We start from the raw sequence: 25,451 nt of genomic DNA, 5'->3' as shown, positions 1-25,451 counted from the left end.
TTAGCTCTTCATTGATTACTCTGCTCTTTAATTAATTCAAGAAGACATCAATCCTCTGCCCAATTTTGACTACGCTGAACTGCCTTCAACCACCCCTTATACATGACTTCAGTTTCTTCAAGGCTCATACGTGGTTCGAAAACTTTCTCTATCGCAGACTTATTCCTTAATTCATTCAAATCTAGCCAGAAACCTGTTGCCAATCCAGCAAGAAACGCAGCCCCTAAAGCCGTTGTTTCTTTCATGGTTGGTCTTTCAACTGGCGTTGCTAAAATATCAGCCTGAAATTGCATTAAGAAGTTATTCGCAGTTACGCCACCATCAACTCTTAATGTACGTAATTCTTCTTCTGCATCTTGCTGCATCGCATCAAGTACATCTCTTGTCTGGTAAGCAATTGACTCTAAAGTTGCACGAATAATATGTTCTATACTCGCTCCACGTGTGAGACCAAAAATCGCCCCCCGAGCAGTCGGGTCCCAATAAGGTGCACCTAACCCCGTAAAGGCAGGTACAACATATACGCCATTACTATCCTTTACACGTGTTGCGTAAAGCTCCGAGTCTTTAGCATTCTTAATCACTTTCAGCTCATCACGAAGCCACTGAACACAAGAACCACCATTAAATACGGCGCCCTCTAAAGCATAGTTCACTTCACCGTTTGCACCACACGCAATTGTGGTCAGTAATCCATGCTCTGATCTGACAGCTTTTTTCCCCGTATTCATTAACAGGAAGCAGCCTGTACCATAAGTGTTTTTTGCTTGTCCCGGTTCTACACACATTTGCCCAAAAAGAGCAGCTTGTTGATCACCGGCAATACCTGCAATTGGAATTCCGACTTCCTGACCACTAATTGTATGGGTATAACCATAAACTTCTGAAGAGCTACGGACCTCAGGCAAGATTGCTTTAGGAATATCTAAAGCTTGTAAAAGTGATTCATCCCACTCTAGCTTTTCAATATCAAATAACATAGTGCGTGATGCATTGGTAAAGTCAGTTACATGTGCGGCGCCATTGGTCAGTTTCCAGATTAGCCATGTGTCAACCGTACCAAATAGCAATTCTCCCCGCTCGGCACGTTCACGACTTCCCTCTACATGGTCCAAAATCCATTTGATTTTAGTAGCAGAAAAATACGGGTCAATCACTAAACCTGTTACTTTGCGAACATGATCTTGCCAACCTGCCTTTTGTAATTGATTGCATATTTCTGTAGTTTGGCGGCTTTGCCAGACAATGGCATTGTAAATAGGTTTTCCTGTTTTTTTATCCCATATGATGGTGGTTTCTCGCTGATTTGTAATACCTATTGCAGCAACTTGCTCACTTTTAATTCCAGCCTGTGCCAATGCTTCTACCCACACTGCACTTTGTGTTGCCCAGATCTCCATGGGGTCATGTTCCACCCAACCTGGTTGAGGATAAATCTGGGTAAATTCTTTTTGAGCAATACTTACAACATTTGCATCGTGATCTAAAACTATTGCTCTCGAGCTAGTCGTTCCCTGATCAAAAGCAACAATATATTTTTTCGGGCAGTTTGACATCTGAATGTCCCTTTCTATATTTACACATATACATCTAGTTCATGTCACCAAGGGAACCATGCCTAACTGTATTCTTTAAAATTTTCTTTGGAATATATCATTGATTTTAACGAATATATGTATTTTACGTTAATCCACCTCTTTTCGTTGCCGATTTTTTATCAAACTTAAAGTTCACTCAAGATATTGGCAAAGTTTTGCTGCTAAAAATATTGACTGTCTAATTTAAAATCACATGAATATTCAACATATTTCTTTGCTTAAATAATAAACATTGTTTTACAGACATAAAAAAAATAAAGTGGAATACTCCTCTAGATAACTATGTAAAACGGAATAATTTTTTCTCTTTAATATTCAACCCAAGCGAAACATGGAGCGACCCATGGTTGATCAACCTTCTACCGCAACAACTCCACAAAGTCATTTAGATACAAAAACCCGCGTAAAATCAATTTTAGGTGGGTCTGCCGGTAACCTCGTCGAATGGTATGACTGGTATGTATATGCTGCATTTACACTCTATTTTGCTCATGCCTTTTTCCCCAAAGGTAGCCAAACTGCACAACTACTTCAAGCTGCCGCCATTTTTGCTGTAGGTTTTTTAATGCGCCCAATCGGTGCATGGATTATGGGGATTTATTCAGACCGTAAAGGCCGTAAATCCGGACTTACACTTTCTGTCACGTTAATGTGTGTAGGTTCACTTCTTATTGCTGTGACACCAAGTTATGAAAGTATTGGTGTATTTGCCCCGCTTTTATTAGTCGTCGCTCGTTTAATTCAAGGTTTAAGCGTAGGTGGTGAATATGGCGCGAGCGCCACTTATTTAAGTGAAATGGCTGAAAAAAATCGGCGTGGTTTTTTCTCAAGCTTCCAATATGTAACCTTAATTGCAGGACAACTGACGGCTTTATGTGTTCTTTTAATCTTACAAATGGTATTAACCGAACAACAGTTGCATGATTGGGGATGGCGCATTCCATTCTTTATTGGCGCTTTACTTGCAATTGTTGTTTTCCGTATTCGTCGTGGCTTATTAGAAACACAATCTTTTAAAAATGCTCAAGCTGAAACAGACCAACCAAAATCAGGTATGTTTGCCTTATTCAAGCATTATCCTAAAGAAGCTTTTACAGTATTGTTCTTAACAGCCGGTGGTACTTTAGCTTTTTATACTTACACTACTTATCTACAAAAATATTTAGTAAATACATCAGGTTTTACCAAACCGGAAGCAACCCAAATCACCACTCTAGCGCTGTTCATTTTTATGTGTTTACAACCAGTAGCCGGCGCTTTATCAGACCGAATCGGGCGTAAACCACTTATGATTGCCTTTGGTGTGACTGGGGTTTTATTCACTTATATTTTATTCAATGCTCTTGCCACCACACATAACTATTGGACTGCTTTCTGGTTATGCTTGGCAGGCCTAGTCATGGTAACAGGTTATACTTCAATTAATGCCGTGGTTAAAGCTGAGCTCTTTCCTGCGCATATTCGGGCTTTAGGGGTAGCTTTACCCTACGCGATTGCCAATACCTTGTTTGGCGGCACAGCAGAGTTCTTTGCTTTAAGTTTTAAAGAAGCTGGACATGAATCTTGGTACTTTATTTATGTCAGTATTATGATCTTCATTTCACTTATTATTTATATTTTTATGAAAGATACCAAGCATCATTCAAAAATTAAAGAACATTAATATTTTAGCAATAAGAGCTAATATCGCCAGTCGATGTTAGCTTAAATCGTGCGATTAAGCCCCAACAATCGTTGTGTTTTATGAGATACTAGAGATAAGAATATAAGGATGATACTGATGAATAGAAGTATTTTATGTTTGGCATTAAGCAGCATGTTTATTTTAAGTGCTTGTCAGACCACCCCTCGACAATATAATGGCTCAACTGGCTATCAAATTGAAAACCAAACAAAAACTTCGGCAACTTTAGCTTATACATTGGCTAGCCGCACTAATCAGCAGTTAGATGAACGTAAATTACAACGTGCTTGTCAAAATGTATTAGGTGCTCAAAAAGTTTATAAATTATCAGTTCTAAGCATTAATGAGATTTCAAACCCTGCTCAACAAGAACATTATGGTGTTCAATTGGGGGAAACTCGTGCCTCATTTGGTTTATCTAATACGCCAAGTTTAAACAATGGCGAAGATTATGCAACTCGCCAAGCGCTTGAAGCACGCCCAAGTACGCTAAAAGTCGTTCGTTATACCTGCTCATAATATAAATAAGACGCTGTTCTCTTACAGCGTCTTATAAAAACTTACATTTCTAAATTCTTTAGCTTCATCAAGGTCTGGCCATGTTGATGCACTTCTTTCATCAATCTTTTGATATTTAGGATGGCTAAAGTTTTTAACACGGCTATCTGCGACCCAGACTTCTGGCGCGAATTTCAAGAACTCATCTAAAAAGAAACGATTACATTGGTCATATAACACATCAGCTGCCAATAAAACATCAACTTGCTCTGCTTTATATAAATCGTCTAAATATTCCAGTTCAACATCATTTAACAAAGCATTTTCACGGCAAGCTGCAAGACTAATTTGATCAATATCGCAACAAATTACTCTTTTAGCACCAGCCATTTTTGCTGCAATTGCAACCACACCTGAGCCTGCACCAAAATCCAGTACGACTTTACCTTTGACATGATGCGGCTCTGCAAGCAACCACTGCGCCATTGCTAAACCAGATGCCCAGCAAAAAATCCAGTACGGCGTGTCATTCCAGATTCGGCGAATCACCTCATCATCTAAGCGATCAGTTGGAAAAACTGGTGGAATCAACCATAAAGAAATAAGCGTTTCAGGCAACTGCTGTGCCATTAACTCACAATGAGGGATCACTTCATGCAAGGCTTGAAGTAAATGTTCAGGGGCTTTGGTAAGTTGAAAGGTGCAGCTCATCAGAGTTCTTTTAATTCGTTTATATAACAAGCATAACAGAGTCATTCCATTATGATTTGAATTTTTAGAATAACCTTCTGTTAGACCTGAGAAGCCCTGCTTCGCAAGGCTTTCGGGAAAAGTAGGCAAAACCATTGTCATCCGCAAAACTCGACAAATACTATCTACACTCGATAGCATCGCAAAAACATTAAATTTTAATGTAATCCTGCCTCAAACAATTGCGGATGACGGTTACGCGTATCAATAACTACCTAGCGTTAATTAAATTAACCTAAAGCTTTTTCAGCAGCTTCTACAGTTTGACGAATCAAAGTTGTAATTGTCATTGGACCTACACCACCTGGTACTGGTGTATAAGCAGAAGCAATTTCTTCGATACCTTGTAGTTGGATGTCGCCTACACCACCGCCATCACGAGGATGGAAACCAGCATCGACAACCACTGCACCTGATTTAATCCAATCTTTTTGAATAAGTTCCGCCTTACCCACAGCACCAACAATAATATCAGCTTGTTTCACAAGCTCAGGTAGATTCTGAGTACGTGAATGGCAAATCGTTACCGTTGCATTAGCTTGTAAAAGCATCATTGCCATTGGTTTACCTAAAATTGCTGAACGACCAACAACAACTGCATGTTTGCCAGCAATTTCAATGTTGTTTTCTTTTAAAATGGTCATAATGCCTGCTGGAGTCGCTGAACCATATGCAGCTTCACCCATTGCCATACGCCCAAAGCCGAGGCAAGTTACGCCATCTACATCTTTAGCTAACGAAATCGCATCAAAACATGCGCGTTCATCAATCTGTTCAGGTACTGGATGCTGTAAAAGGATACCGTGTACATCTGGATTGGCATTAAGCTTTTCAATTTCTGCTAATAATTGTTCTGTTGTTGTTTCTTGTGATAATTCAATTTTCAAAGAGTCCATGCCTACTCGACGGCAAGCATTTCCTTTCATGCGCACATAAGTTGCAGATGCGCCATCATCCCCAACCAAAATAGTCGCTAAAATCGGGGTACGACCTGTTTTAGCTTTTAAAGCTTCAACACGTACCGACAAATTTTCTTCAATTTGCTTTGCTAATGCACGACCGTCTAAAACCAATGCCACAGCACATCTCCAAGGTAGACATGAATTCAATGTGCCAATAATACATGATTATTTGGACAATTTTATTCTAGATGTTGCTTTTATGTTCATCTTCTCTAAAAACAGTATTGTTTTTTCTGTAAAGGTTGCTAATATGTGCATCACCAAATGTAGGCGGGGTGGCAGAGTGGTCATGCAGCGGACTGCAACTCCGTGGACGCCGGTTCGATTCCGACCTCCGCCTCCAAATTTGGTAAAGCCCGGGTGGTGAAATAGGTAGACACAGGGGATTTAAAATCCCCCGCCCACAAAGCGTGCCGGTTCGAGTCCGGCCCCGGGCACCATTTTCTAATACTGAAAGTGGTGCAATAAAAAATCCAGCGTAAGCTGGTTTTTTTATGTCTATAAAAAAGGGTACTTATTAGCACCCCTCTCCCGTCTATTTAAGCAGTTTTTTGCTTATCTTTTTCAGGCGTCAAATTCATATCTAACACCAATTGATATTGCCTACTTGTATCTAATTTATATTCTGCATTTTTAATTGAATCTACAAATATCCAGTCCGACTGCACCCGCTTATCATCTAGTGTAACCACCAAATAGCCACGCTGGTTTAAATTACAATAAGCTAACTCATCAATAAGCGTAGTAAAAGCAAATTCAAATTGTTGTAATTGAGCCATTGGAATACTTAAATATTTTTCTAGCCCTGGCGAAGAAACGGAACTCGTTGCTAGTTCAACAACTACATATTGACCTTTTTGACTATACAAATAAGATGCCCAAGCATTATGAGTATCGCCTGCCAGAACAATAACTTTCTTATTCAAACTAGCTAAGTTTTCATATACGGTTTCACGTTCAGCATAATAACCATCCCAAGCATCAAGATTATATGGCACTACTGTTGTGACTCGTGTCTTTTCCTGAACAGTTAAAGTTGGATCGCCCTGTTCCAATCGTAATTTCAAGGTGACTAGCTCTGTAATTTGAGCATTCATTTTAGCCAAGATTTCAGCCGAAGCTCCACCCGAAGTAATTTGTCCTAAAGACAACAATAACTCGGCAGGAATCCACATTTTACTCATTAGAACTTGCTGACCAATCACATTCCATGTTGCTGTAGATTGCTTCAATCTATCAATCAACCAATCCCTTTGTGTATAACCCATTAAAGTACGCTTTGGATCAGTTAAGTCAGCCTGAAACTTTTGAGCATCCAAACCAACAGCTGTCATATAATCAGCATATTCAAGCTGTTTATCACGCGCAATAATACGTGTATCCAACATCGTCAACTCAACCAGTGAGCCAAAATTAAACTGTCGATAAATATTTAAATGATCTGTGCTAGAAACTGGGCGAATAGGCATCCATTCAAAATAAGCTTGTAGAGCAGCTAATTTACGATCAGAAAAAGACCCTTCATCACTTTCATGATTTTCGGCCCCATCACGCCAAGTATCATTTGCTAACTCATGATCATCCCAAATTACAATAAAAGGATGACGCTGGTGAGCTACCTGCAAATCTTTGTCCTGACGATAAAGTGCATAACGTTTGCGATAATCCTCTAGTTTTATAATTTCTTTATTATTATCTGTTGGTAAGGTTCGACCAAGTTTTTCTGCATCTTCCGCCGCATAACCATCTGCCCCATACTCATAAATATAATCACCTAAATGAATAATGACATCAACATTCTGCTTTGCCATTTCACGGTAAACATAAAAGTAACCAGCGGGATAATTCGAACAAGAACATACGGCAAAACTAACTTTATTGGTGCTTATTGGTAGTGTTTTAGTTTGACCGACAGATGAAATTTTATTACCAAAACGGAAACGATAATAATAAATGGTATTCGCCTGTAGTCCTGCTGCATCCACCTTCACCGTGAAGTCGTCAGTCTTGGTCGTTTCAACCATCCCCGTCTTTAAATTCTGCTTAAACTGGTTATCAGTGGCAATTTCCCACATAACTTTAAGGCGCGCACTAAGATCTACTGGTGTTAATCGCGTCCATAAAATCACTTTATCCTGCAAAGGGTCGCCGCTCGCAACTCCATGTAAAAAATCTGCTTGTGCCTCTGCACTTTCATCGTCTGAGCCATCATTACAACCCGTAAAAGCCACAGGCAAAGACAGCGCCCCAAAACCGAATAGACTTTTTTGAATTAATTCTCGGCGTGAAATTTTCTCTGACATACAACTACCTAAGTTTTAAGCAATGAGTGCCTTAAACTTAAGTAGATAAGATGAACAACTGATATCAATTTGATGAAGAAATTATGACTTAAGTAGACCTTATTTTTAAATACATGTACGAACTGATTGAAAATAAAGCAAACTATCTGATTTTCTCTTGCCAATCCCCGTCTTGTCATCTATTATTGCGCACATGCCCGGGTGGTGAAATAGGTAGACACAGGGGATTTAAAATCCCCCGCCCACAAAGCGTGCCGGTTCGAGTCCGGCCCCGGGCACCATTTTCTAATATTGAATTTGGTGTTACAAAGAATCCAGCGTAAGCTGGTTTTTTTATACCTAATTAAAATGAATTTTATGATAAGAATATTATTACTTCTGTGTAGCATCCTTTCTATATCCAAGGTTTACGCTACAGATCTTTTTTCTGGCACTATTTCTTTCAAAGATGACAACTGGTACTTTTCACGCTGTTCTATTATCAAAGATGATTACTTAATTAAAGCACCTGAGCAGATCATAGATAAATTCAAAGCATTACAACAAGAACGAGAACCCTATTGGATCAGTTTATTAGCAGATGCCGATTATCAAGAGAATGGTGTTTTAGTGTTAAAAATTAAAGAAATAAACGAAATTCATTCAAAGGCATCTTGTCATTTATTAGATGCATTTGAAAATATTGAGAATCGAGAGTAATCACCACTCTCGATTCACAACCAGCTCTTCCATCTCAAGATCTAAATATCCTGCACCCTGCGCCACCATCATCATTGCCTCAGCAATATAGTCAGCAGCACTATCATCTAGTGAAGAATCCAGATCTTCGAACTGTGGTTTCATTTCATTAATTTCAATAACAGTTTGATGAGCATATCGATAGATATCCTGATCAGCTAAAGCAGACTTTTGAACTTTTTTGGCAAATTGTTCAATTAACTGCTTGAGTTCAGCGACTAAAATATCTGGATAATACTCATCATCAAACATTGGGAGAAGTAAGTCTTCGAACATACAAAAGTTTACACAGCAGCAGAAACCTGCCGCTTATAACATATTTTCAAAATAATAACGACAATTTTCCCTGACTCAATCATCCAATCTATGAAATTAATTAATCATGATTTGTTTATAAAAGCTTATTTTTCAAGCTTGTTCCATCGCTTTCCAAACGAGAATTGCATCATGCATGGCTTTTACATCATGTGCACGAACAATGGATGCTCCTTGCTGAATACTAAGCAAATGCCCCGTAGCGCTTCCTACTGCACGCTGATCTGCTGCTGCACCCTGTAAAGCTTCACCAATAAAACGTTTACGAGAAAGACCCGATAAAATTGGATAACCCATATCATTAAGCTTCCAAAACTCTTTTAATAGTTTTAAATTCTGCTGAGCATTTTTTGCAAAACCAAATCCCGGATCAATAATAATATTATGCTTTTTTACACCAGCAGCTAGAGCCTCATTAATGCGCTGCTGAAGCTCTTGCATCACATTCAATGTAACATCCGTATATTGATCTAGCTGGTTCATCGTAGTGGGCTCACCACGCATATGCATGATCACCACAGGTATATCTAACTCTGCTGCCGTTTTTAATGCATCTGGTCGAGTAAGTGCACGTACATCATTCCAAATATGCGCACCCGCTTCTTTCGCTACACGGATAACATCTGGCTGACTTGTATCAATCGAAAGAACCACGTCATATTTAGCTAAAGCTTCAACTACAGGAACAACTCGTCGTACCTCTTCTTCTACACTTACTTCAGATGCACCTGGTCGAGTAGACTCCCCACCAATATCTATAATTGTGGCGCCTTGTTCAATCATATTTAATGCATACGCCACGGCCCGATCTAACTGATTATGCTTTCCACCATCACTAAAAGAGTCTGGAGTGACATTTAAAATACCCATAATGTGAGGATGTGATAAATCTAACTGAAGTTGTCCACATTGTAGAATTTGATGAGGTAAAGGCATTAGCTGCATGACAAGCTCCAATTTAATGTTCAGCAATATTTTAACAAGTCTCTGCTCGATATACTGCTGATTTCTTTTCGGCTTTGCCTGAAATACACGTATAAAAAAAAGAGCCACATGACTGTGACTCTTTTTTAAATTATTTAGTTCATTGCTGGCAATGGTGGTGGTGTAGATGGACCATCTTTTGGTGGTTCAAATGCAGCCACTGGATTTTCCGCAACATAGACCTTAGGTGGTTGTGGTTCACGACCTTCCATAATGTCACGAATTTGATCACGATCAATAGTTTCCCATTCCATCAAAGCTTTTACCATTGCATGTGCAATATCTTTATTACCTTCCAAGATATTACGCGCAACTTTATATTGCTCATCAAGAATACGGCGCACTTCTTCGTCAACCAACTGTTGAGTTGCCTCAGAAATCGTACGACTACCTACATTTCCAAAGAAACCACTCTGGTTTTCATCTTCGTAAACCATTACGCCCATTTTGTCAGACATACCGTACTTAGTAACCATTGCACGCGCCATTTTAGTAGCTCGCTCAAAGTCATTTGAGGCACCGGTAGATTGCTGTTGGATAAACACTTCTTCAGCAATACGACCACCAAACAAAATCGCAATTTCGTTTAGCATCTTGTCTTTATAATGGCTAATCTGGTCTTGTTCAGGTAACTGCCAAGTAACACCCAAAGCCCAACCACGTGGCATGATCGTTACTTTATGAACAGGATCTGTACCAGGCAAAATCTCTGCCACAATTGCATGACCAGCTTCATGATAAGCAGTAGCACGACGCTCTTCTTCACGTAGAACCATCGACTTACGCTCTGGACCCATGTAGATTTTGTCTTTTGCATCTTCAAAGTCATGCATGTCAACAGTATTCTTATTACGACGTGCAGCAAATAATGCAGCTTCGTTAACAAGGTTTGCCAACTGCGCACCAGAGAAACCTGGTGTACCACGCGCTAAGACTTGCATATCTACACCCGTGACTGAAGGTAACTTTTTCAAATGTACATTCAGAATTTGCTCACGACCACGAATATCAGGTAAACCAACCATGACTTGACGGTCAAAACGACCCGGACGCAATAATGCTTTATCAAGCACATCAGCACGGTTAGTTGCAGCAATAACAATTACGCCTTCATTACCTTCAAAACCGTCCATCTCTACAAGCATTTGGTTTAAGGTTTGTTCACGCTCATCATGACCACCACCTGTACCTGAACCACGGTGACGACCCACTGCATCAATCTCATCAATAAAGATGATACATGGCGCGTGACGCTTCGCTTGCTCAAACATATCACGGACACGGGACGCACCCACACCCACGAACATTTCTACAAAGTCAGAACCTGAAATGCTGAAGAAAGGAACCTTGGCTTCACCAGCAATTGCTTTAGCTAATAACGTTTTACCAGTACCCGGAGGGCCAACCATAAGTACGCCACGAGGAATAGTAGCGCCCAAACGTTTGAATTTTGCAGGGTCTTTTAAGAAATCTACAATTTCAACAACTTCTTGTTTTGCTTCATCACAGCCGGCGACGTCAGAAAAATTGAGTTTAATCTGGTCTTCAGAAAGCATTTTTGCCTTTGATTTACCAAAACTCATCGGTCCATTCTTTCCGCCTGCACCACCACCCATGTTACGCATAAAGAACATGAATAACAAAATGATTAACAGTACAGGGAAACTAGCAATGAGAAGTTGCATCAAAATGCCTTGACGTTGCGGAGCTGTTCCCTCTACAACAACATTTTGTTTATTTAAGCTTGGCATAAGCTCAGTGTCTTCAACTTGCGGACGAACAGTTTCAAACTGTGATCCGTTAGTTTTTTCACCATTAATATTTAAACCGTCAATTGTGACTTGCTTAATTTGACCACTATTCACCGCTGCAACAAAATCTGAATATTTCATCGCAGTAGGCTTATTGCGGTCACTGATATTACTGAAAATTAAAATCAGAACACCAAGTATTATTAGCCACAATACGGCATTCTTGAAGTAATCGCTCAAAGCTTTATTCCCATATCGATCTAATTTGATCATGCCCAATCTTGGCCGATCGTCATAAAAGCAGCAACTGTATTGCTTGCGGATAACCTAAAAGTACAAAATGCACAATTTTTAGGAGCTTGGCAAGTAAACTTTATCGCAATGCTTTCTTACGCCCTTGTCCAATCAAAAAAACCTCTTTAGACCGCGCCCGAGAAGCTGCTGGTTTTGCTGTCTTTAACACATCAAAACTATCAACTACTTGTTTACGAAACTCATCGAATCCTGTGCCCTGAAACACTTTAACAACAAACTGTCCATGAGGAGCCAGAACCTTTTGAGCAAAATCTAAAGCCAGTTCACATAAGTAAATCTGTCTAGGTTGATCAACGGCCCTATTACCTGATGTATTGGGGGCCATATCAGAAATTACAATGTCTACTTGTCGCCCATTTAAAATATTTAACAATTTTTCAAATACATCTTCTTCTCTAAAGTCGCCTTGTAAAAAAGTGACATCAGGCAAAGCATCCATGGGTAAAATATCGGAAGCAATCACTAAACCTTTGCTACCAACGAGTTTCCCAGCGATTTGAGACCAACTACCAGGAGCTGCACCTAAATCCACTACAGTCATGCCTGGCTTGATCAACTTATATTTTTCTTGAATTTCAAGAAGTTTATAGGCTGCTCGAGCACGATATCCTTCCTTTTGTGCTTTTTTTACAAAAGGATCGTCTAGATGTTCCCTCATCCATACACGACTACTTTTCGACAATTTCTGGTTTGTAATGCGTGTTGCCATAACTCACTAAATATCAAAAAAACTTCTGATCGTTCATTGTACGTGAAAATTACTCTCATTACAGTACGGATGTAGCGTAATCTCACTAAGTTTTACAGTTTTTTTCCAATAATGTTGATCGATTATTTATACAGTTTTTCGTACATCTGGATTTAAGTTTTTTGCTATACTAAGCCGTTTTTAAAATCAGGTATTTTTAATGGCCGCTTTATCTATCCATGAACGTAAACGTTTACGTCAAATTGGTCATGTGCTTAATCCGGTTGTCATGATTGGTGGACAAGGCTTAACAGACGCAGTAATCGAAGAAACACTTCGTGCTTTAAATGACCACGAGCTTATTAAAGTTAAGATTGCTGGTGAAGACCGTGAAGCGCGTACTGCAACAATTGATGCAATTGTAGAAGCAACAGGTGCTCAAGCTGTACAAAAAATTGGTAAAATTGTTTTGCTTTACAAAAAGGCAGCTAAACAAAACCAACATTTGTCTAATCTTGTTCGTCACGCTCACCTAGCAAACTAATTTAATTTGACAAACTATGGCAAGTTACGAACTTTCAGCTTTTGATCGTTTTTATGCTGTTTCCGTTGTTGGCGCAATTGAACAGCAAGCATCCTCTACTTTAAATATCGGTTTTTGGATTCGTGATCCAAATCAACTTATTGTCTGGCCTCAAGAAGTCTCGGCTCATCCACGTCAAGATTTTTTGTGGGAAGAAACTTGTTTCGAAATTTTTGTTGGCGTGCATGATGAAGATTATTATCGGGAAATTAATCTCTCCCCTTCTCAAGCATGGCAGTCATATCAGTTTGAAGAATATCGCTATCCAGAAAGTATACCTCCCCTTGCTGCTTACGATATTGAACTGAATCATCTCAAGCGCACTCACTATGGCTTAAATGTTAGTCTCGATTTAGGGCAATTTATGCAACAGCATCGCTTGAAATGGTCAAACCTTTATTTAGGTTTAACTACAGTTTTAAAGACTAAAGAAGGTATGCAGTACTATGCAATGCAGCATAGTGGAAAAAGTGCAGATTTCCATAATAAACGTGACTGGTTACATCAGTTCTAAAAATAAAAAAGCGAGAAATTAATTCTCGCTTTTTTATAGCTGGATCAAAGCAGAGATCATTAATTGTCTCGTGCTTTATTCCAAGCTTCGACTGCATTATTTTTAGTACGTTTAATACTTTCACTTAAAGAATCTTTGTGTTTCAAAGAGATCTGGCTAATATCACCCTTAAGCTCTTTGCTCACTTTCGTTAAATCTTCAATAAGTGCATTAATTTCTGCTTTCAAAGCATTTTTAAGGTCAGATAACCCTTCTTGTGAAGTGCTAAACTGAGCTTTAATTACATCAAGACGTTGTAAAATATCTTGCTTAATCTGAACAAGTTGATTTTGAATATTCTTATTTAATTCTTGAGTTTCAGCTTCAATTTTCTCTTGAGTCTCGCTTAAAACTTCTTTGACGTGTTCTTGAGTTTCAGTAATTGCTTCTTTTACCTGAGCTTTTGCTTCTGTAGCAACTTCTTTAACTTGCTCAGTTTTTTCAGCAACAGTTTCTTTTACCTGTGCAGTTTTAGCGGTTACTGTTTTTTTAGCCTTAGTTGTAGTAGCAGCTATGGTTTCTTTCACTTCATTAACCTCAGCTTTTACCGACTCAACTACTGCTTGAGTTTTTTCACTCACATCTTTTGAAACTTCATTATTGCTCATACTATTTCCTCATATTGTTTATTTTTTAACTAGCAATACAATAAATCCAGTTCCAAGAATTCCTCATGCAAATTGTTAGACAATTTATCAAAAGTATCTAATTCAGATAAGCGGATATTTTTTTGTAAAAAGCAAGCGATGAATTATATTTTTTAGCAGAAAAGAAATAGACTTTAGAGGGTTCCATGCGTATAATGCGCTGTTAAGTTACAAGCGGGCAGACCGATAGGGAGGGCATGTTTTATCAAAGCATTGCCGATCTTTTTTGGGTCTACTCGCTTTTTTACAGCCGAAATTCAGGAGCTTTGGTTTGAGCATCCCCGCCATTTTAGCCCTCGCAGATGGAACGATCTTTAAAGGAACGTCAATCGGCGCATCGGGAAGTACGACTGGAGAAGTCGTTTTTAACACAGCCATGACAGGCTATCAAGAAATTTTGACTGACCCAAGTTATGCACAACAAATTGTGACATTAACTTACCCTCATATTGGTAACACTGGTTGCAACGCGGAAGACGTTGAATCTGGTCGTATCCATAAAGTATGGGCGAATGGTTTAATTATTCGTGACCTTCCACTACTACACAGCAATTTCCGTGCTGAGCAGTCGTTGAGTGAATATTTGCAAGCGCATAATGTTGTTGCTATTGCAGATATCGATACTCGTAAACTGACTCGTATTTTACGTCAGACTGGCGCTCAAAACGGATGTATCCTTGCTGGCGAAAATATTACGGAAGAAGAAGCAATTGCAAAAGCACGTGCTTTTGGTGGCTTAAATGGTTTAGACCTTGCAAAAGAATGTTGTGATCCAACAGGTTTTGAATGGTCTGAAGGTTCATGGACCTTAGGCCAAGGCTTCTCTCAACCTGAATTAAAATACCATGTAGTTGCATACGATTACGGTGTCAAAACCAACATCTTGCGTATGCTTGCAGATCGCGGTTGCAAACTAACCGTTGTTCCTGCAGAAACTCCGGCTGAAAAAGTATTGGCACTTAATCCGGATGGCGTATTCCTCTCGAATGGTCCTGGTGATCCAGCTGCTTGTGATTACGCGATCGAAGCTGTAAAAACTATTGTTGAAACCACAACATTACCTGTATTTGGGATCTGCTTAGGTCACCAAATTCTGGCACTCGCTTCTGGTGCAAAAACTGTAAAAATGAACCATGGTCACCACGGCGCTAACCATCCTGTACAAGATCTTGAAGATGGTACAGTGATGATTACTTCACAAAACCATGGTTTTGCTGTAGATGCAGAAACTTTACCGGCTAACTTAAAAGCAACGCATAAATCATTGTTCGATGGCACCTTACAAGGTATCCACCGTACAGATAAACCAGCTTTCAGCTTCCAAGGTCACCCTGAAGCAAGCCCTGGTCCACATGATTGTGCACCTTTGTTCGATCATTTCATCGAACTTATCGAAGCATCTAAACAGTAATTACGGAGCGAATAATGCCTAAACGTACGGATATTAAAAGCATCTTAATTATTGGTGCTGGCCCGATTGTGATTGGACAGGCATGTGAGTTTGACTACTCAGGTGCTCAAGCGTGTAAAGCACTTCGTGAAGAAGGCTATCGTGTTATTTTGGTTAACTCTAATCCAGCAACCATCATGACAGACCCTTCAATGGCTGATGCAACTTATATTGAGCCGATTACTTGGCAAACAGTTGCACAGATTATTGAAAAAGAACGTCCAGATGCAGTATTACCAACTATGGGTGGTCAAACTGCATTGAACTGTGCCCTCGCACTTGATGAGCACGGCGTTCTTGCTAAATATAATGTTGAATTAATTGGTGCAAGCAAAGAAGCGATTGAGAAAGCCGAAGATCGTAAACTCTTCGATATCGCTATGCGTAAAATTGGCTTGGAATGTCCAAAAGCTGCCATTGCTGAAACAATGGAAGAAGCTTTAACAATCCAGTCACGCTTTGGTTTTCCAGTAATTATCCGTCCATCATTTACAATGGGTGGTTCGGGCGGTGGTATTGCATATAACCGCGAAGAATTCCTTGAAATTTGTGAACGTGGTTTTGACCTCTCTCCTACTCACCAGTTATTGATTGATGAATCTTTAATTGGCTGGAAAGAATACGAAATGGAAGTTGTTCGTGACAAAAACGACAACTGTATTATCGTATGTGCTATCGAAAACTTCGATCCAATGGGCGTCCACACTGGTGACTCAATTACCGTTGCTCCTGCTCAGACATTAACAGATAAAGAATATCAATTGATGCGTAATGCTTCGGTTGCAGTTCTTCGTGAAATTGGTGTTGAAACAGGTGGATCTAACGTTCAGTTCGGTATTAACCCGAAAGATGGACGTATGGTTGTCATTGAGATGAACCCTCGTGTATCTCGTTCATCTGCTCTTGCTTCTAAAGCAACAGGTTTCCCAATCGCAAAAATCGCAGCAAAACTTGCTGTTGGCTACACCCTTGATGAATTGAAAAATGACATCACTGGTGGCGTGACTCCTGCAAGCTTTGAACCATCGATTGACTATGTTGTAACGAAGATTCCTCGTTTTAACTTCGAGAAATTCCCACAAGCAGAACCTGTATTAACCACTCAGATGAAGTCTGTTGGTGAAGTAATGGCAATTGGCCGTAACTTCCAGGAATCTGTACAAAAAGCATTACGTGGTCTTGAAGTTGGTGTAAGCGGTTTTGATGAAAAAATCGAAGCTGGTGCAACAAATGCAAGAGAAACCATTTTAAAAGAGCTTAAAGTTCCAGGCCCTGAGCGTATCTGGTATGTAGCAGATGCTTTCCGTCATGGCTTCTCTTTAGATGAAGTGTTTGAAGCAACCAAAATTGATCGTTGGTTCCTCATTCAAATTCAAGACATTGTTAAAACTGAAGCTGAAGTAAAAACTTTAGGTTTTGGTGACTTAAACGCTGACAATATCCGTGCTTTCAAACGCAAAGGTTTATCTGACCTGCGTATTGCTGACCTCATGGGTATTTCACAAAAGCAATTCCGTAAACAACGTTGGAATTTGGGTGTTTATCCAGTTTACAAACGTGTTGATACATGTGCTGCCGAATTTGAATCTGGTACTGCATACATGTATTCAACTTACGATGAAGAATGTGAAGCAAACCCATCAAATCGTGACAAGATCATGGTCATTGGTGGTGGTCCAAACCGTATTGGTCAAGGTATCGAATTTGACTACTGCTGTGTACACGCGGCGCTTGCTATGCGTGAAGATGGTTATGAAACAATCATGGTTAACTGTAACCCTGAAACTGTTTCTACTGACTATGATACATCGGACCGTTTGTACTTCGAACCTGTAACACTTGAAGATGTGCTTGAAATTGTACGTACAGAGAAGCCAAAAGGTGTGATCGTACAGTACGGTGGTCAAACTCCTCTTAAATTGGCACGTGCTTTAGAAGAAGCAGGTACACCAATTATTGGTACATCACCAGATGCTATTGACCGTGCAGAAGACCGTGAACGTTTCCAGCAAATGATTCAGCGTTTACAGCTTCGTCAACCAAACAACAGTATTGTAAAATCTGCTGAAGAAGGTATTTCTGAAGCTGCAAAAGTAGGTTATCCGTTAGTTGTTCGCCCATCTTATGTATTAGGTGGTCGTGCAATGGAAATCGTTTATAACGAAGAAGAACTTAAGCGTTATCTTCGTGAAGCAGTTCAAGCGTCGAATGAAGCCCCTGTCCTTCTTGACCGTTTCCTAGATGATGCAACTGAAGTTGATGTTGACTGTGTATCTGACGGTAAAGACGTTGTGATCGGCGGTATCATGCAGCACATCGAACAAGCTGGTATTCACTCAGGTGACTCTGCATGTTCGATTCCTCCTTATTCTTTATCAAAAGAAATTCAGGATGAAATGCGTCGTCAAACTGTTGCGATGGCAAAAGAACTTGGTGTGGTTGGTTTGATGAATGTTCAATTCGCTGTTAAAGGTGATGATGTTTACATTCTTGAAGTTAACCCACGTGCTTCACGTACAGTTCCATTCGTATCGAAATGTATTGGTGATTCTTTAGCTAAAGTTGCTGCACGTTGTATGGCGGGTCAATCACTTGAATCTCAAGGATTTACTAAAGAAATCATTCCAAAACACTTTGCTGTGAAAGAAGCTGTTTTCCCATTCGCTAAATTCCAAGGCGTAGATCCAATGCTTGGACCTGAGATGAAATCTACAGGTGAAGTGATGGGTGTGGGTAAAACATTTGGTGAAGCATTCTATAAAGCTGTTTTAGGCTCAAATGAACGCTTACCTGGTTTACCAACCGAAGGCGAAGTAAAAAATGCTTTCTTATCTGTACGTGAATCTGACAAGAAATACATTGTAGATATTGCTAAGAAATTAGTTGCGTATGGCTTCAAGCTTATTGCAACAGGTGGTACATACCAAGTACTTAAAGAAGCAGGTTTAGAATGTGAATCTGTGAATAAAGTAACTGAAGGTCGTCCACATATTGTTGACCGCTTGAAAAATGGTGAAATACACCTTATTGTCAATACAACTGAAGGTAAACAAGCTCAATATGATTCTGCCATGATTCGTCGTGCTGCCCTACAAGGCAAAGTGTATTACACAACGACTATCAATGGTGCTGAAGCTGTTTGCCAAGCCTTTGCTGTGAAATTGCCAATGGATGTATACCGCTTGCAAGATTTAACTGTAGGTTAATTTATTACCGATAAGTCCCGCCACCTTATCGGTGGCGGGATTTTTTCATTTTTTTTACTGTGTTTTCTCAACTTAAGAGGGACCAAAATGCAACGTTATCCAATGACCCCTGAAGGTAAAATTGCCTTAGAGAAAGAATTACAACATTTAAAATCTGTTGAACGTCCACGTATTATTCAGGCGATTGCTGAAGCACGTGAACATGGCGATTTAAAAGAAAATGCAGAATATCATGCTGCTCGTGAACAGCAAGGTTTCTGTGAAGGACGCATCCAAGATATCGAAGGGAAATTGGGTGCAGTTCAAGAAATTGATGTCAAAACACTTGAGCAAAATGGTCGTGTTGTATTTGGTGTGACTGTCACCATTGAAAACTTAGATACCGAAGAACGTAAGACTTATAAAATTGTAGGCGATGACGAGGCAGATTTTAAAATTAATAAAATCTCTGTGAACTCACCAATCGCACGTGGTCTTTTGAGTAAGAGTGAAGGCGATGAAGTAAAAATCGTGACTCCTCAAGGCGAAGTCGAATATGAAATCGTAAGTGTAGAATATCTCTAAGATAATACACAACTAGCCCCTCTTTATGAGGGGTTTTTATTCAATACCATTGATATATTTTTGGGAAATCACAAATGGATACTTCATTAATTAACACCCCAGTTCGTCATTGGTGTGAATTTGAGTTTATCCATAAAACGGTTAAAAACCCGAATATTCATATTAAAGGCAATTATTCCTATTATTCAGCCTATTGGGACCAAGGTTTTGAGCGTTGTGTGGTACGTTATTTACATGACAAAGCCTCAACACCTGATAAACCAATTGATCAACTTCATATTGGTAATTTCGTTTGCTTTGGCGCTGAATGTGTAATCATGATGGGCGGTAACCAACTTCATCGACCAGACTGGATTTCGTCTTTCCCTTTTGATACGCGTAGCTTCTTAGCGGCTGGTAATACAATTATTGCTGATGGTTGCTGGATTGGCAGTCGCGCAATGATTATGCAAGGTGTCAAACTTGGTGAAGGTGCAGTGGTTGCAACTGGAGCTGTAGTAACTAAAGATGTTCCGCCCTATGCAATTGTAGGTGGCGTGCCTGCGAAAATTATTAAATATCGCTTTCCTCAAGAACAAATCGATAAACTGCTTGCTTTAAAACTTTACGATTTAGATGAGAAGCAAATTCTGAAAATACGTGAATATTTACAAACTGATGATATAGATGCTTTATCTAGCCATATAGAAAATTTGCGGACTTTATAAAAATAGAGCTATAAAATTGAATGTTATAAAACACAAATGATTACGTGCTTGAATTTAAATCGTCAAAAAATAAGTATAAAGTATTGAATAAATAAGCATCATTAGAATAAGGAAAACACTCATGTTATATCAACATATTCTTGTACCAATTGACGGTTCTGAAACTTCTGTAGTCGCCATGAATGAAGCGATTAAACTCGCAAAAGCTATAAATAGCAAAATTACCGTAGTGCAAGTTATGGCTCTTGACCCATATATTGCCGATGCTTATGTGAAAACTGGTCAAACTAACGAATTAATTGAACGCACAAGAACTTATTTACTCGACATTTTAGAACAAGCAAAACAAAAATTTGCTAATGAAGGCATTACTGTCGAAGCCAAACTACTTGAAGGTTTTGTCGTACATGAAGAAATTATTCAGGCTGCTCAAGACTTAAAGGCAGATCTGATTGTTATGGGTTCACATGGTCGTACTGGTGTCCGAAAACTGGTGCTGGGTAGCGTTGCACAAAAAGTCTTAGGCGAAAGTCATATTCCTGTTTTGATTGTTCGATAATTTCCATATTGCCTATCTTGTTGATCTTAATAATTTAGGCAATTATTTTTAATCAACAACCTTTAAGTCAATTTAAGGCTGCCAAGCAAATTGCTTTAAATTGACTTTGCCATTTAACAAATAGACGCCTTCAGCTTCTAGCTTTAACTCTTGAACATTTTCACCCTTTTCATTAAATTTACTTAGGCTAATTTTGCCTTGAGAATTAATAACTCGATACCATGGTACTTGATGATCTGCTTCAAGATGTTTCAAAACATAGCCCACCAGCCTCGCATGTTTAGGTAACCCTGCCATACGAGCCACCTGCCCATAAGTTGCAACTTTTCCGTAAGGAATCAAAGCAATGACTTCTAAAATCTGCCGATGTAGTTCATACTGAGTTGTCAAAATGGACTCCATAAAAATTGACATTCTTCATATCATATAAAAAAATTTGACTAAAATTAAATATAATCCAAGGTAGGTTTGAGGGAGAACTGCATGAAAAAAGCCATACTGGTAGTAACTGGGACTTTACTATGTGTTTCTTGTACTACTCGCCCCCCTATTCTTCCTTCAAGAGAAGTACCTAAAGTATCTATAGATGGCCGGCCTATTGTTCCAGTCACTTTCGTTTTTACCACTAATTCTCCGGAAGCTGTAAAGTTTGATAATTACCAACAAATGCGGAAAGAAATTAGAATATTAAATAAATATTATGTAGATGATAAAAATAATAAGATTTTTAAGTTCAAATTAAACCGTTATATCCCATATGAAGAGTTCATTCAGTTACGATGTGACCTTAAGCAGCAGATTAATCAGCCCTATCCTATTTCCCTCGAAACAATTCCTGCAAGTGTAAATACCTGCTTTCCTAAACGGACTGCCAGCAAGGAAGTCATCGTTTTCATTTATGATGCCTATTCGACCAAATGGAAATTTGCAGATGTAACGAGTAGAGCTTTTCGCAACAATGGTGAACCCTTTGTTTTGTTAGACTGGAACCGCCTAAATTATAATATTCAAGCTGGTAGCGTACATGAAATGGGACATGTGTTTGGACTAAAACATGTTTGTGCACCGAATGCTACAAAACGTACGCCAACAAATATTATGGCAAGTGCTGAATGTAAACGCGGTAGTGGTGGATTAAGGAATTTAGGTTTTACACCTGTGCAACTTCAAACAATTTTATCGAATTATCAAAGTTATCCTTAAAATATTTTAAAAACCAAGCTCTACATAAAAACCTAATTTATCTTGAGCCAAACTATAATTTTCTTGGGCCAGTAATGAAGTCATATAACTGCTGGCCTTTGAGAAATCTTGCTCATTGACTGGATACGGCTGCCAAAATGTTTTCAAATTATTGGTATTGATCGGATATAAACGAAGGCGATCTTTTGACAAATCTAGCCGTACTATACATCCATACGGTAAAGCGTTGTGCTCAGCATATTCACCGTTACTATTAAAAACAGCATTGCCAATACCAAATACCACAGGCTTTTCATGAATGGATTGAATGGGTTGAACAGTATGCGCACCATGGCCAATCACAAGGTCGGCCCCAGCTTGGGTTAAAATATTGGCAAGTTTAGTTTGTTCTTTTGTAATCGGTTTAAAATCGATGCCCCAATGACAAATAACAATGACTTTATGGTGAGGATGAGCCAACTTATAACGGCTTATCTGTTCAATTAAAACTCCATTTAGACAAGCCACTCCACTCTTATCGCCTAAAGCGTAAAAATCATAATCTAAATAGGCTGTATCTCTGTGCCAATAGCCATTAAAAATAGCGTAGTGCTTGTTATTAAACGTGATTTCAAAGTAGCTATGGGCATCTTTTTGGTTTAATCCTGCGCCAATATAAGAAATTTTGGCCTGATCAAATTGTTGTAATGTATAAGCTAATCCGCGATCCCCATAATCTTTTAGATGATTATTGGCCAGCACAACATGGTTAAGGTGAATATTCTTGAATTCTGCTAATGTTTTTTCAGCTTCAGCTTTAAGAATAAACGGCTTTTTATGTGCTAATGGTGATTGATCTTCTAAAGAAAATACTGCTTCAAAGTTAGCAATATTTAAGTCATTTTCGCCTAAAAAGGCTTTTATTTTTTCGAATGAATAGCCGTATCCATATTGTTGTAGAGCATCTTTTTGCCCCTTAGACTTACGCTTTTCTGTATAGATCTCCCCAAAATAAGTATCTCCCAAAATGTTGATCATGCCACTTTGAGTGGAGCAAACTTTAGGTTTAACATCTTGCGATTGAAAGCAGTGATAGTAAGGAACCAAATGTTCAATTCGATGAATATCATCTAAAAATGAAAAGAAACCAATGGTCTGGTTTTCTTCAAAGAACGTCAGATAAATTGTTCTAAATGAATTAGTAAGATATAAGACCGTTACGACTGACTGAGCCATTAATGGTATTTGGGGAAGATAAGGCTTTCCCTTAAAAATAAGCTCTTTAATAAAGAAAACTTTTCTGATTTCAGCTGGATAGGTATAAATATTTTTGACTAATAAAAACAAATGCTTTAACTGATTTTGGATACCTTCATTTTTTATGGTTAAGTTATAGGAGGCGGCTCTTTTAGATAAAATTAAAGTTGCTTGTCCAGTTGTACCAAAAAGCATATTGCTTAACGCAGCTTTTACATCTGCTGCTTGGGTAAAAATTAAGAACTGTAATAGCTCAGTAAAGGTGTAATGTTCAGAGGGTTTTAAGCCCAGAGTTTGCTGACCTACTTTCTCAAATATATATTCAGGTACAACATAAACATCTTGAGCCTGTACACTTTTTTGCTGAAATTGCTCTAATGCATAGTCGATAAGTAATAGCGTTGAAATATCATCATCAAATTCGAATTGCCATAAAGTTTCATCAAAACTTGTAGTATCGACATGTGCTAATAATTTGATCTCAACGGGTTGATACTTCATGGCTCATCACCCTTGTAATCTTTAACGTAGGCGATGTAACCCGACAAGTTATGTTCTTGGTCATCAATCCGTACGCGAAAACGGTCATGCCGAATATAAAACGCATGCAAGATTTTATCTGGCCGCGCCATATACATAGCCATTTCTGGATAGAAAAATCCTGTGGTTTGAAAATCAGCTCTAAACTCAATTAGCTTTTGAAGCTCAGGCATATAAGCTTGCTCAAAAAGCGCTGTACGCCCCTGCTCTTTTAAACGGCTCACCATTTTATAAGCAGCCATTAACATCTCTAACAAAGTTGCATATGTCGTTTTTCGATTTCGAATAAAAATAAAATGTTTTAAATAATTATTTAAACCAAAAATAAAATATTTATCTTCAGGACATATTTTAGTGAGTTCATTGGTACAGTAACTTAACCAATGATCATGATATTTCTCATATCTATTTTTAATAAAATATTCAAACATTAACTTAACCGTTTCTAATAATCTAGAATCATGGTTAATTTGGTATAAACGTAATAAAGCTAAAGCAGCTTCACCGTCATAATAAATAATCCTGAATTTTTCTTTTAAATCATAATCTGGATAATTTAATACATGATTCGTTGATCCATTTGAATCTACTAGCGTTAAAATACCTTTTGCGAGTTTCTCTGCATATTTTTGATAATCAGTTTTTTGGGTAATTTCTTGATATTTTGTTAGCATTAAAATAGCTGCCGCATTAGCACCCAGTTTAATTTCCAACTCCCCTTCTTTTCCATCAATCATAAAAGCGGTTGATGAATCTTTTTCTTTATAAAAGTTGGTCAGTGCATAGTGAATCGCGGCATGAATTTTAGGCCAATATTCAGGCTTATTTTGCACCTCAAATGTTTCTAGTAAGGCATACGCCGAGGTACAGTGACGTACCGTATTATAGTTACGAATGTCTCGATTATAGGCAGAAAAATAACCATAAATAAATTTGCCATTTTCTTGAATCTGGTCATGCAGGAATGCTGAATTTTGCTCAATTAACTGCTTAAAATGCTGTTCCTTATTGTTTGAAATTCCTCTAATACCATTTACATCATAGCGACTCGCTAAATTAATGAATTGACCATTTTCATAAAATCCTCCGTAGGTATCAAAAGTCCAAATGTCTTGCAACTCTTGTAGTTTAATCTGCGGTTTTGTAGCGTTATATTTTTGCTTAACTGCATAATTCAGATTGGTTTCATCAAAGAAGTTCGGCTTGTCGTAGCTCAAGCCTCGAATAATTGCTTTTCCATAGATCTCTTGTTCAAGAAAAGCCACCGAACAGTGTTCATCAAAGCCAATGCCTTTACGGTAATGGTTGTTGTGAAATTGATGGTGGACCTGTTGTTCTACTTCTTTCCACACCTGTTGCATTAAATTATATGTGATATCGATTTTTATATAATCAGCGAGTGGTGCCTGTGTAAATTGGTCATTAATAAAATCTAATAATTGTTTTTTAGCCTGCTCTAAATTGGTTTTCTCACTGTGCCATACGCTACATCTTTGGTCTTTGGGGCCATAAGATAAAAATAAAATAATATCCTGTTTAAGACTCGGAACGTGCTTAACAACTTGTTCTAACCAAAGGTTAAGTTGTCTTTGGAAATTTAAAAATGCCGTCACTCGA

General features: G+C 38.6%; 23 protein-coding genes, 3 tRNA genes and 1 pseudogene. 14 read left to right on the top strand and 13 right to left on the bottom strand.

Annotation, left to right across the window (positions count from 1 at the left end; genetic code table 11):
* Positions 1-47: 47 nt before the first annotated feature.
* Entirely contained in the window at positions 48-1,556 is a 1,509-nt protein-coding gene (gene glpK, locus AC2117_RS04135) for a glycerol kinase GlpK (RefSeq protein WP_133972105.1), read from the bottom strand.
* Between the two features lie 373 nt (positions 1,557-1,929).
* Here glpK and AC2117_RS04130 point away from each other — a divergent pair, with 373 nt between their 5' ends.
* On the top strand, positions 1,930-3,261 hold the full coding sequence (locus AC2117_RS04130) for an MFS transporter (RefSeq protein WP_133972103.1): 1,332 nt from the start codon (positions 1,930-1,932) through the stop codon (positions 3,259-3,261).
* A 117-nt stretch (positions 3,262-3,378) separates the two neighbouring features.
* Positions 3,379-3,801 carry a hypothetical protein gene (locus AC2117_RS04125; RefSeq protein WP_042898480.1) on the top strand — a complete coding sequence of 141 codons (423 nt, stop codon included), beginning with the start codon at positions 3,379-3,381 and terminating at the stop codon, positions 3,799-3,801.
* Between the two features lie 21 nt (positions 3,802-3,822).
* Here AC2117_RS04125 and AC2117_RS04120 read toward each other — a convergent pair whose 3' ends face one another.
* Positions 3,823-4,491, bottom strand: a complete 669-nt coding sequence (locus AC2117_RS04120; protein WP_133976187.1) for a class I SAM-dependent methyltransferase — start codon at positions 4,489-4,491, stop codon at positions 3,823-3,825.
* 269 nt (positions 4,492-4,760) lie between these two features.
* Positions 4,761-5,609, bottom strand: a complete 849-nt coding sequence (folD, locus tag AC2117_RS04115) for a bifunctional methylenetetrahydrofolate dehydrogenase/methenyltetrahydrofolate cyclohydrolase FolD (RefSeq protein ID WP_133972101.1) — start codon at positions 5,607-5,609, stop codon at positions 4,761-4,763.
* 152 nt (positions 5,610-5,761) lie between these two features.
* On the opposite strand from folD, the gene AC2117_RS04110 reads away from it, so the two are divergent.
* Positions 5,762-5,835 (top strand) — tRNA-Cys (locus tag AC2117_RS04110).
* 11 nt (positions 5,836-5,846) lie between these two features.
* A tRNA-Leu gene (locus tag AC2117_RS04105) sits at positions 5,847-5,932 on the top strand.
* A 99-nt stretch (positions 5,933-6,031) separates the two neighbouring features.
* Here AC2117_RS04105 and AC2117_RS04100 read toward each other — a convergent pair.
* A complete protein-coding gene (locus AC2117_RS04100; protein WP_133972099.1) occupies positions 6,032-7,795 on the bottom strand; it encodes an alkaline phosphatase D family protein in 1,764 nt (587 codons plus the stop codon).
* A gap of 195 nt (positions 7,796-7,990) precedes the next feature.
* Between AC2117_RS04100 and AC2117_RS04095 the strand changes: the two genes are divergently transcribed.
* Positions 7,991-8,076 (top strand) — tRNA-Leu (locus tag AC2117_RS04095).
* A gap of 76 nt (positions 8,077-8,152) precedes the next feature.
* The gene (locus AC2117_RS04090; protein ID WP_197730984.1) at positions 8,153-8,494 is read left to right on the top strand and encodes a hypothetical protein; all 342 of its coding nucleotides are present in this window, start codon (positions 8,153-8,155) and stop codon (positions 8,492-8,494) included.
* Here the strand turns inward: AC2117_RS04090 and AC2117_RS04085 are convergent, their stop codons facing one another.
* From AC2117_RS04085 to rlmE, 4 genes are all read right to left on the bottom strand, one after another.
* Positions 8,495-8,809, bottom strand: a complete 315-nt coding sequence (locus AC2117_RS04085) for a DUF5713 family protein (RefSeq protein ID WP_003650079.1) — start codon at positions 8,807-8,809, stop codon at positions 8,495-8,497.
* 132 nt (positions 8,810-8,941) lie between these two features.
* Positions 8,942-9,793 carry a dihydropteroate synthase gene (gene folP / locus AC2117_RS04080; RefSeq protein WP_227549225.1) on the bottom strand — a complete coding sequence of 284 codons (852 nt, stop codon included), beginning with the start codon at positions 9,791-9,793 and terminating at the stop codon, positions 8,942-8,944.
* A 134-nt stretch (positions 9,794-9,927) separates the two neighbouring features.
* Complete coding sequence (gene ftsH, locus AC2117_RS04075; RefSeq protein WP_197731016.1) at positions 9,928-11,823, bottom strand: ATP-dependent zinc metalloprotease FtsH; 1,896 nt, start codon at positions 11,821-11,823, stop codon at positions 9,928-9,930.
* Positions 11,824-11,956: 133 nt separating this feature from the next.
* Positions 11,957-12,607: a 23S rRNA (uridine(2552)-2'-O)-methyltransferase RlmE gene (gene rlmE, locus AC2117_RS04070; protein WP_042898476.1), complete on the bottom strand. Its 651-nt coding sequence runs from the start codon at positions 12,605-12,607 to the stop codon at positions 11,957-11,959.
* Positions 12,608-12,806: 199 nt separating this feature from the next.
* Between rlmE and yhbY the strand changes: the two genes are divergently transcribed.
* Entirely contained in the window at positions 12,807-13,130 is a 324-nt protein-coding gene (gene yhbY / locus AC2117_RS04065) for a ribosome assembly RNA-binding protein YhbY (RefSeq protein WP_003650075.1), read from the top strand.
* Positions 13,131-13,146: 16 nt separating this feature from the next.
* Entirely contained in the window at positions 13,147-13,683 is a 537-nt protein-coding gene (locus tag AC2117_RS04060; RefSeq protein ID WP_042898475.1) for a DOMON-like domain-containing protein, read from the top strand.
* A 59-nt stretch (positions 13,684-13,742) separates the two neighbouring features.
* Here the strand turns inward: AC2117_RS04060 and AC2117_RS04055 are convergent, their stop codons facing one another.
* Positions 13,743-14,330 carry a hypothetical protein gene (locus tag AC2117_RS04055; protein WP_133972093.1) on the bottom strand — a complete coding sequence of 196 codons (588 nt, stop codon included), beginning with the start codon at positions 14,328-14,330 and terminating at the stop codon, positions 13,743-13,745.
* A gap of 29 nt (positions 14,331-14,359) precedes the next feature.
* Positions 14,360-14,517 (bottom strand): annotated as a pseudogene (locus tag AC2117_RS04050) (hypothetical protein).
* A gap of 123 nt (positions 14,518-14,640) precedes the next feature.
* On the opposite strand from AC2117_RS04050, the gene carA reads away from it, so the two are divergent.
* The 5 genes from carA (at position 14,641) to AC2117_RS04025 (ending at position 20,855) form a co-directional block, all read left to right on the top strand.
* Positions 14,641-15,780 (top strand): glutamine-hydrolyzing carbamoyl-phosphate synthase small subunit, encoded by a 1,140-nt coding sequence (gene carA, locus AC2117_RS04045; RefSeq protein ID WP_133972091.1) that lies wholly within the window; start codon positions 14,641-14,643, stop codon positions 15,778-15,780.
* A 14-nt stretch (positions 15,781-15,794) separates the two neighbouring features.
* Complete coding sequence (gene carB, locus AC2117_RS04040) at positions 15,795-19,025, top strand: carbamoyl-phosphate synthase large subunit (protein WP_133972089.1); 3,231 nt, start codon at positions 15,795-15,797, stop codon at positions 19,023-19,025.
* Positions 19,026-19,112: 87 nt separating this feature from the next.
* Positions 19,113-19,589: a transcription elongation factor GreA gene (greA, locus tag AC2117_RS04035; RefSeq protein WP_003650066.1), complete on the top strand. Its 477-nt coding sequence runs from the start codon at positions 19,113-19,115 to the stop codon at positions 19,587-19,589.
* Positions 19,590-19,663: 74 nt separating this feature from the next.
* Positions 19,664-20,296 (top strand): CatB-related O-acetyltransferase, encoded by a 633-nt coding sequence (locus tag AC2117_RS04030; RefSeq protein WP_133972087.1) that lies wholly within the window; start codon positions 19,664-19,666, stop codon positions 20,294-20,296.
* A gap of 121 nt (positions 20,297-20,417) precedes the next feature.
* Positions 20,418-20,855, top strand: coding sequence for a universal stress protein (locus tag AC2117_RS04025; protein ID WP_133972085.1), 438 nt, complete (start codon positions 20,418-20,420; stop codon positions 20,853-20,855).
* Between the two features lie 72 nt (positions 20,856-20,927).
* On the opposite strand, the gene AC2117_RS04020 is transcribed toward AC2117_RS04025, so the two are convergent.
* Positions 20,928-21,257 carry an MGMT family protein gene (locus AC2117_RS04020; RefSeq protein ID WP_133976183.1) on the bottom strand — a complete coding sequence of 110 codons (330 nt, stop codon included), beginning with the start codon at positions 21,255-21,257 and terminating at the stop codon, positions 20,928-20,930.
* Positions 21,258-21,338: 81 nt separating this feature from the next.
* Here AC2117_RS04020 and AC2117_RS04015 point away from each other — a divergent pair, with 81 nt between their 5' ends.
* Complete coding sequence (locus tag AC2117_RS04015) at positions 21,339-22,058, top strand: metalloprotease (protein WP_133972083.1); 720 nt, start codon at positions 21,339-21,341, stop codon at positions 22,056-22,058.
* A gap of 6 nt (positions 22,059-22,064) precedes the next feature.
* On the opposite strand, the gene AC2117_RS04010 is transcribed toward AC2117_RS04015, so the two are convergent.
* Positions 22,065-23,795, bottom strand: a complete 1,731-nt coding sequence (locus tag AC2117_RS04010) for a CapA family protein (RefSeq protein WP_133972081.1) — start codon at positions 23,793-23,795, stop codon at positions 22,065-22,067.
* Positions 23,792-25,447, bottom strand: a complete 1,656-nt coding sequence (locus AC2117_RS04005) for a poly alpha-glucosyltransferase (RefSeq protein ID WP_133972079.1) — start codon at positions 25,445-25,447, stop codon at positions 23,792-23,794. Before AC2117_RS04005 ends, AC2117_RS04010 begins: the two co-directional genes overlap by 4 nt.
* Between the last annotated feature and the right edge of the window lie 4 nt (positions 25,448-25,451).

The sequence above is a fragment of the Acinetobacter calcoaceticus genome, assembly GCF_900520355.1.
GTDB lineage: Bacteria > Pseudomonadota > Gammaproteobacteria > Pseudomonadales > Moraxellaceae > Acinetobacter > Acinetobacter calcoaceticus_C.
Note: the sequence above shows the minus strand (reverse complement) of the source record. Positions and strands in the feature narration are given on the sequence as shown.

Coding starts and splice junctions, on each gene's coding strand:
- glpK (WP_133972105.1), bottom strand. CDS start 1,556: ATGTCAAACTGCCCGAAAAAATATATTGTTGCTTTTGATCAGGGAACG.
- AC2117_RS04130 (WP_133972103.1), top strand. CDS start 1,930: ATGGAGCGACCCATGGTTGATCAACCTTCTACCGCAACAACTCCACAA.
- AC2117_RS04125 (WP_042898480.1), top strand. CDS start 3,379: ATGAATAGAAGTATTTTATGTTTGGCATTAAGCAGCATGTTTATTTTA.
- AC2117_RS04120 (WP_133976187.1), bottom strand. CDS start 4,491: ATGAGCTGCACCTTTCAACTTACCAAAGCCCCTGAACATTTACTTCAA.
- AC2117_RS04100 (WP_133972099.1), bottom strand. CDS start 7,795: ATGTCAGAGAAAATTTCACGCCGAGAATTAATTCAAAAAAGTCTATTC.
- AC2117_RS04090 (WP_197730984.1), top strand. CDS start 8,153: ATGATAAGAATATTATTACTTCTGTGTAGCATCCTTTCTATATCCAAG.
- AC2117_RS04085 (WP_003650079.1), bottom strand. CDS start 8,809: ATGTTCGAAGACTTACTTCTCCCAATGTTTGATGATGAGTATTATCCA.
- folP (WP_227549225.1), bottom strand. CDS start 9,793: ATGCAGCTAATGCCTTTACCTCATCAAATTCTACAATGTGGACAACTT.
- rlmE (WP_042898476.1), bottom strand. CDS start 12,607: ATGGCAACACGCATTACAAACCAGAAATTGTCGAAAAGTAGTCGTGTA.
- yhbY (WP_003650075.1), top strand. CDS start 12,807: ATGGCCGCTTTATCTATCCATGAACGTAAACGTTTACGTCAAATTGGT.
- AC2117_RS04060 (WP_042898475.1), top strand. CDS start 13,147: ATGGCAAGTTACGAACTTTCAGCTTTTGATCGTTTTTATGCTGTTTCC.
- AC2117_RS04055 (WP_133972093.1), bottom strand. CDS start 14,330: ATGAGCAATAATGAAGTTTCAAAAGATGTGAGTGAAAAAACTCAAGCA.
- carB (WP_133972089.1), top strand. CDS start 15,795: ATGCCTAAACGTACGGATATTAAAAGCATCTTAATTATTGGTGCTGGC.
- greA (WP_003650066.1), top strand. CDS start 19,113: ATGCAACGTTATCCAATGACCCCTGAAGGTAAAATTGCCTTAGAGAAA.
- AC2117_RS04030 (WP_133972087.1), top strand. CDS start 19,664: ATGGATACTTCATTAATTAACACCCCAGTTCGTCATTGGTGTGAATTT.
- AC2117_RS04025 (WP_133972085.1), top strand. CDS start 20,418: ATGTTATATCAACATATTCTTGTACCAATTGACGGTTCTGAAACTTCT.
- AC2117_RS04020 (WP_133976183.1), bottom strand. CDS start 21,257: ATGGAGTCCATTTTGACAACTCAGTATGAACTACATCGGCAGATTTTA.
- AC2117_RS04015 (WP_133972083.1), top strand. CDS start 21,339: ATGAAAAAAGCCATACTGGTAGTAACTGGGACTTTACTATGTGTTTCT.
- AC2117_RS04010 (WP_133972081.1), bottom strand. CDS start 23,795: ATGAAGTATCAACCCGTTGAGATCAAATTATTAGCACATGTCGATACT.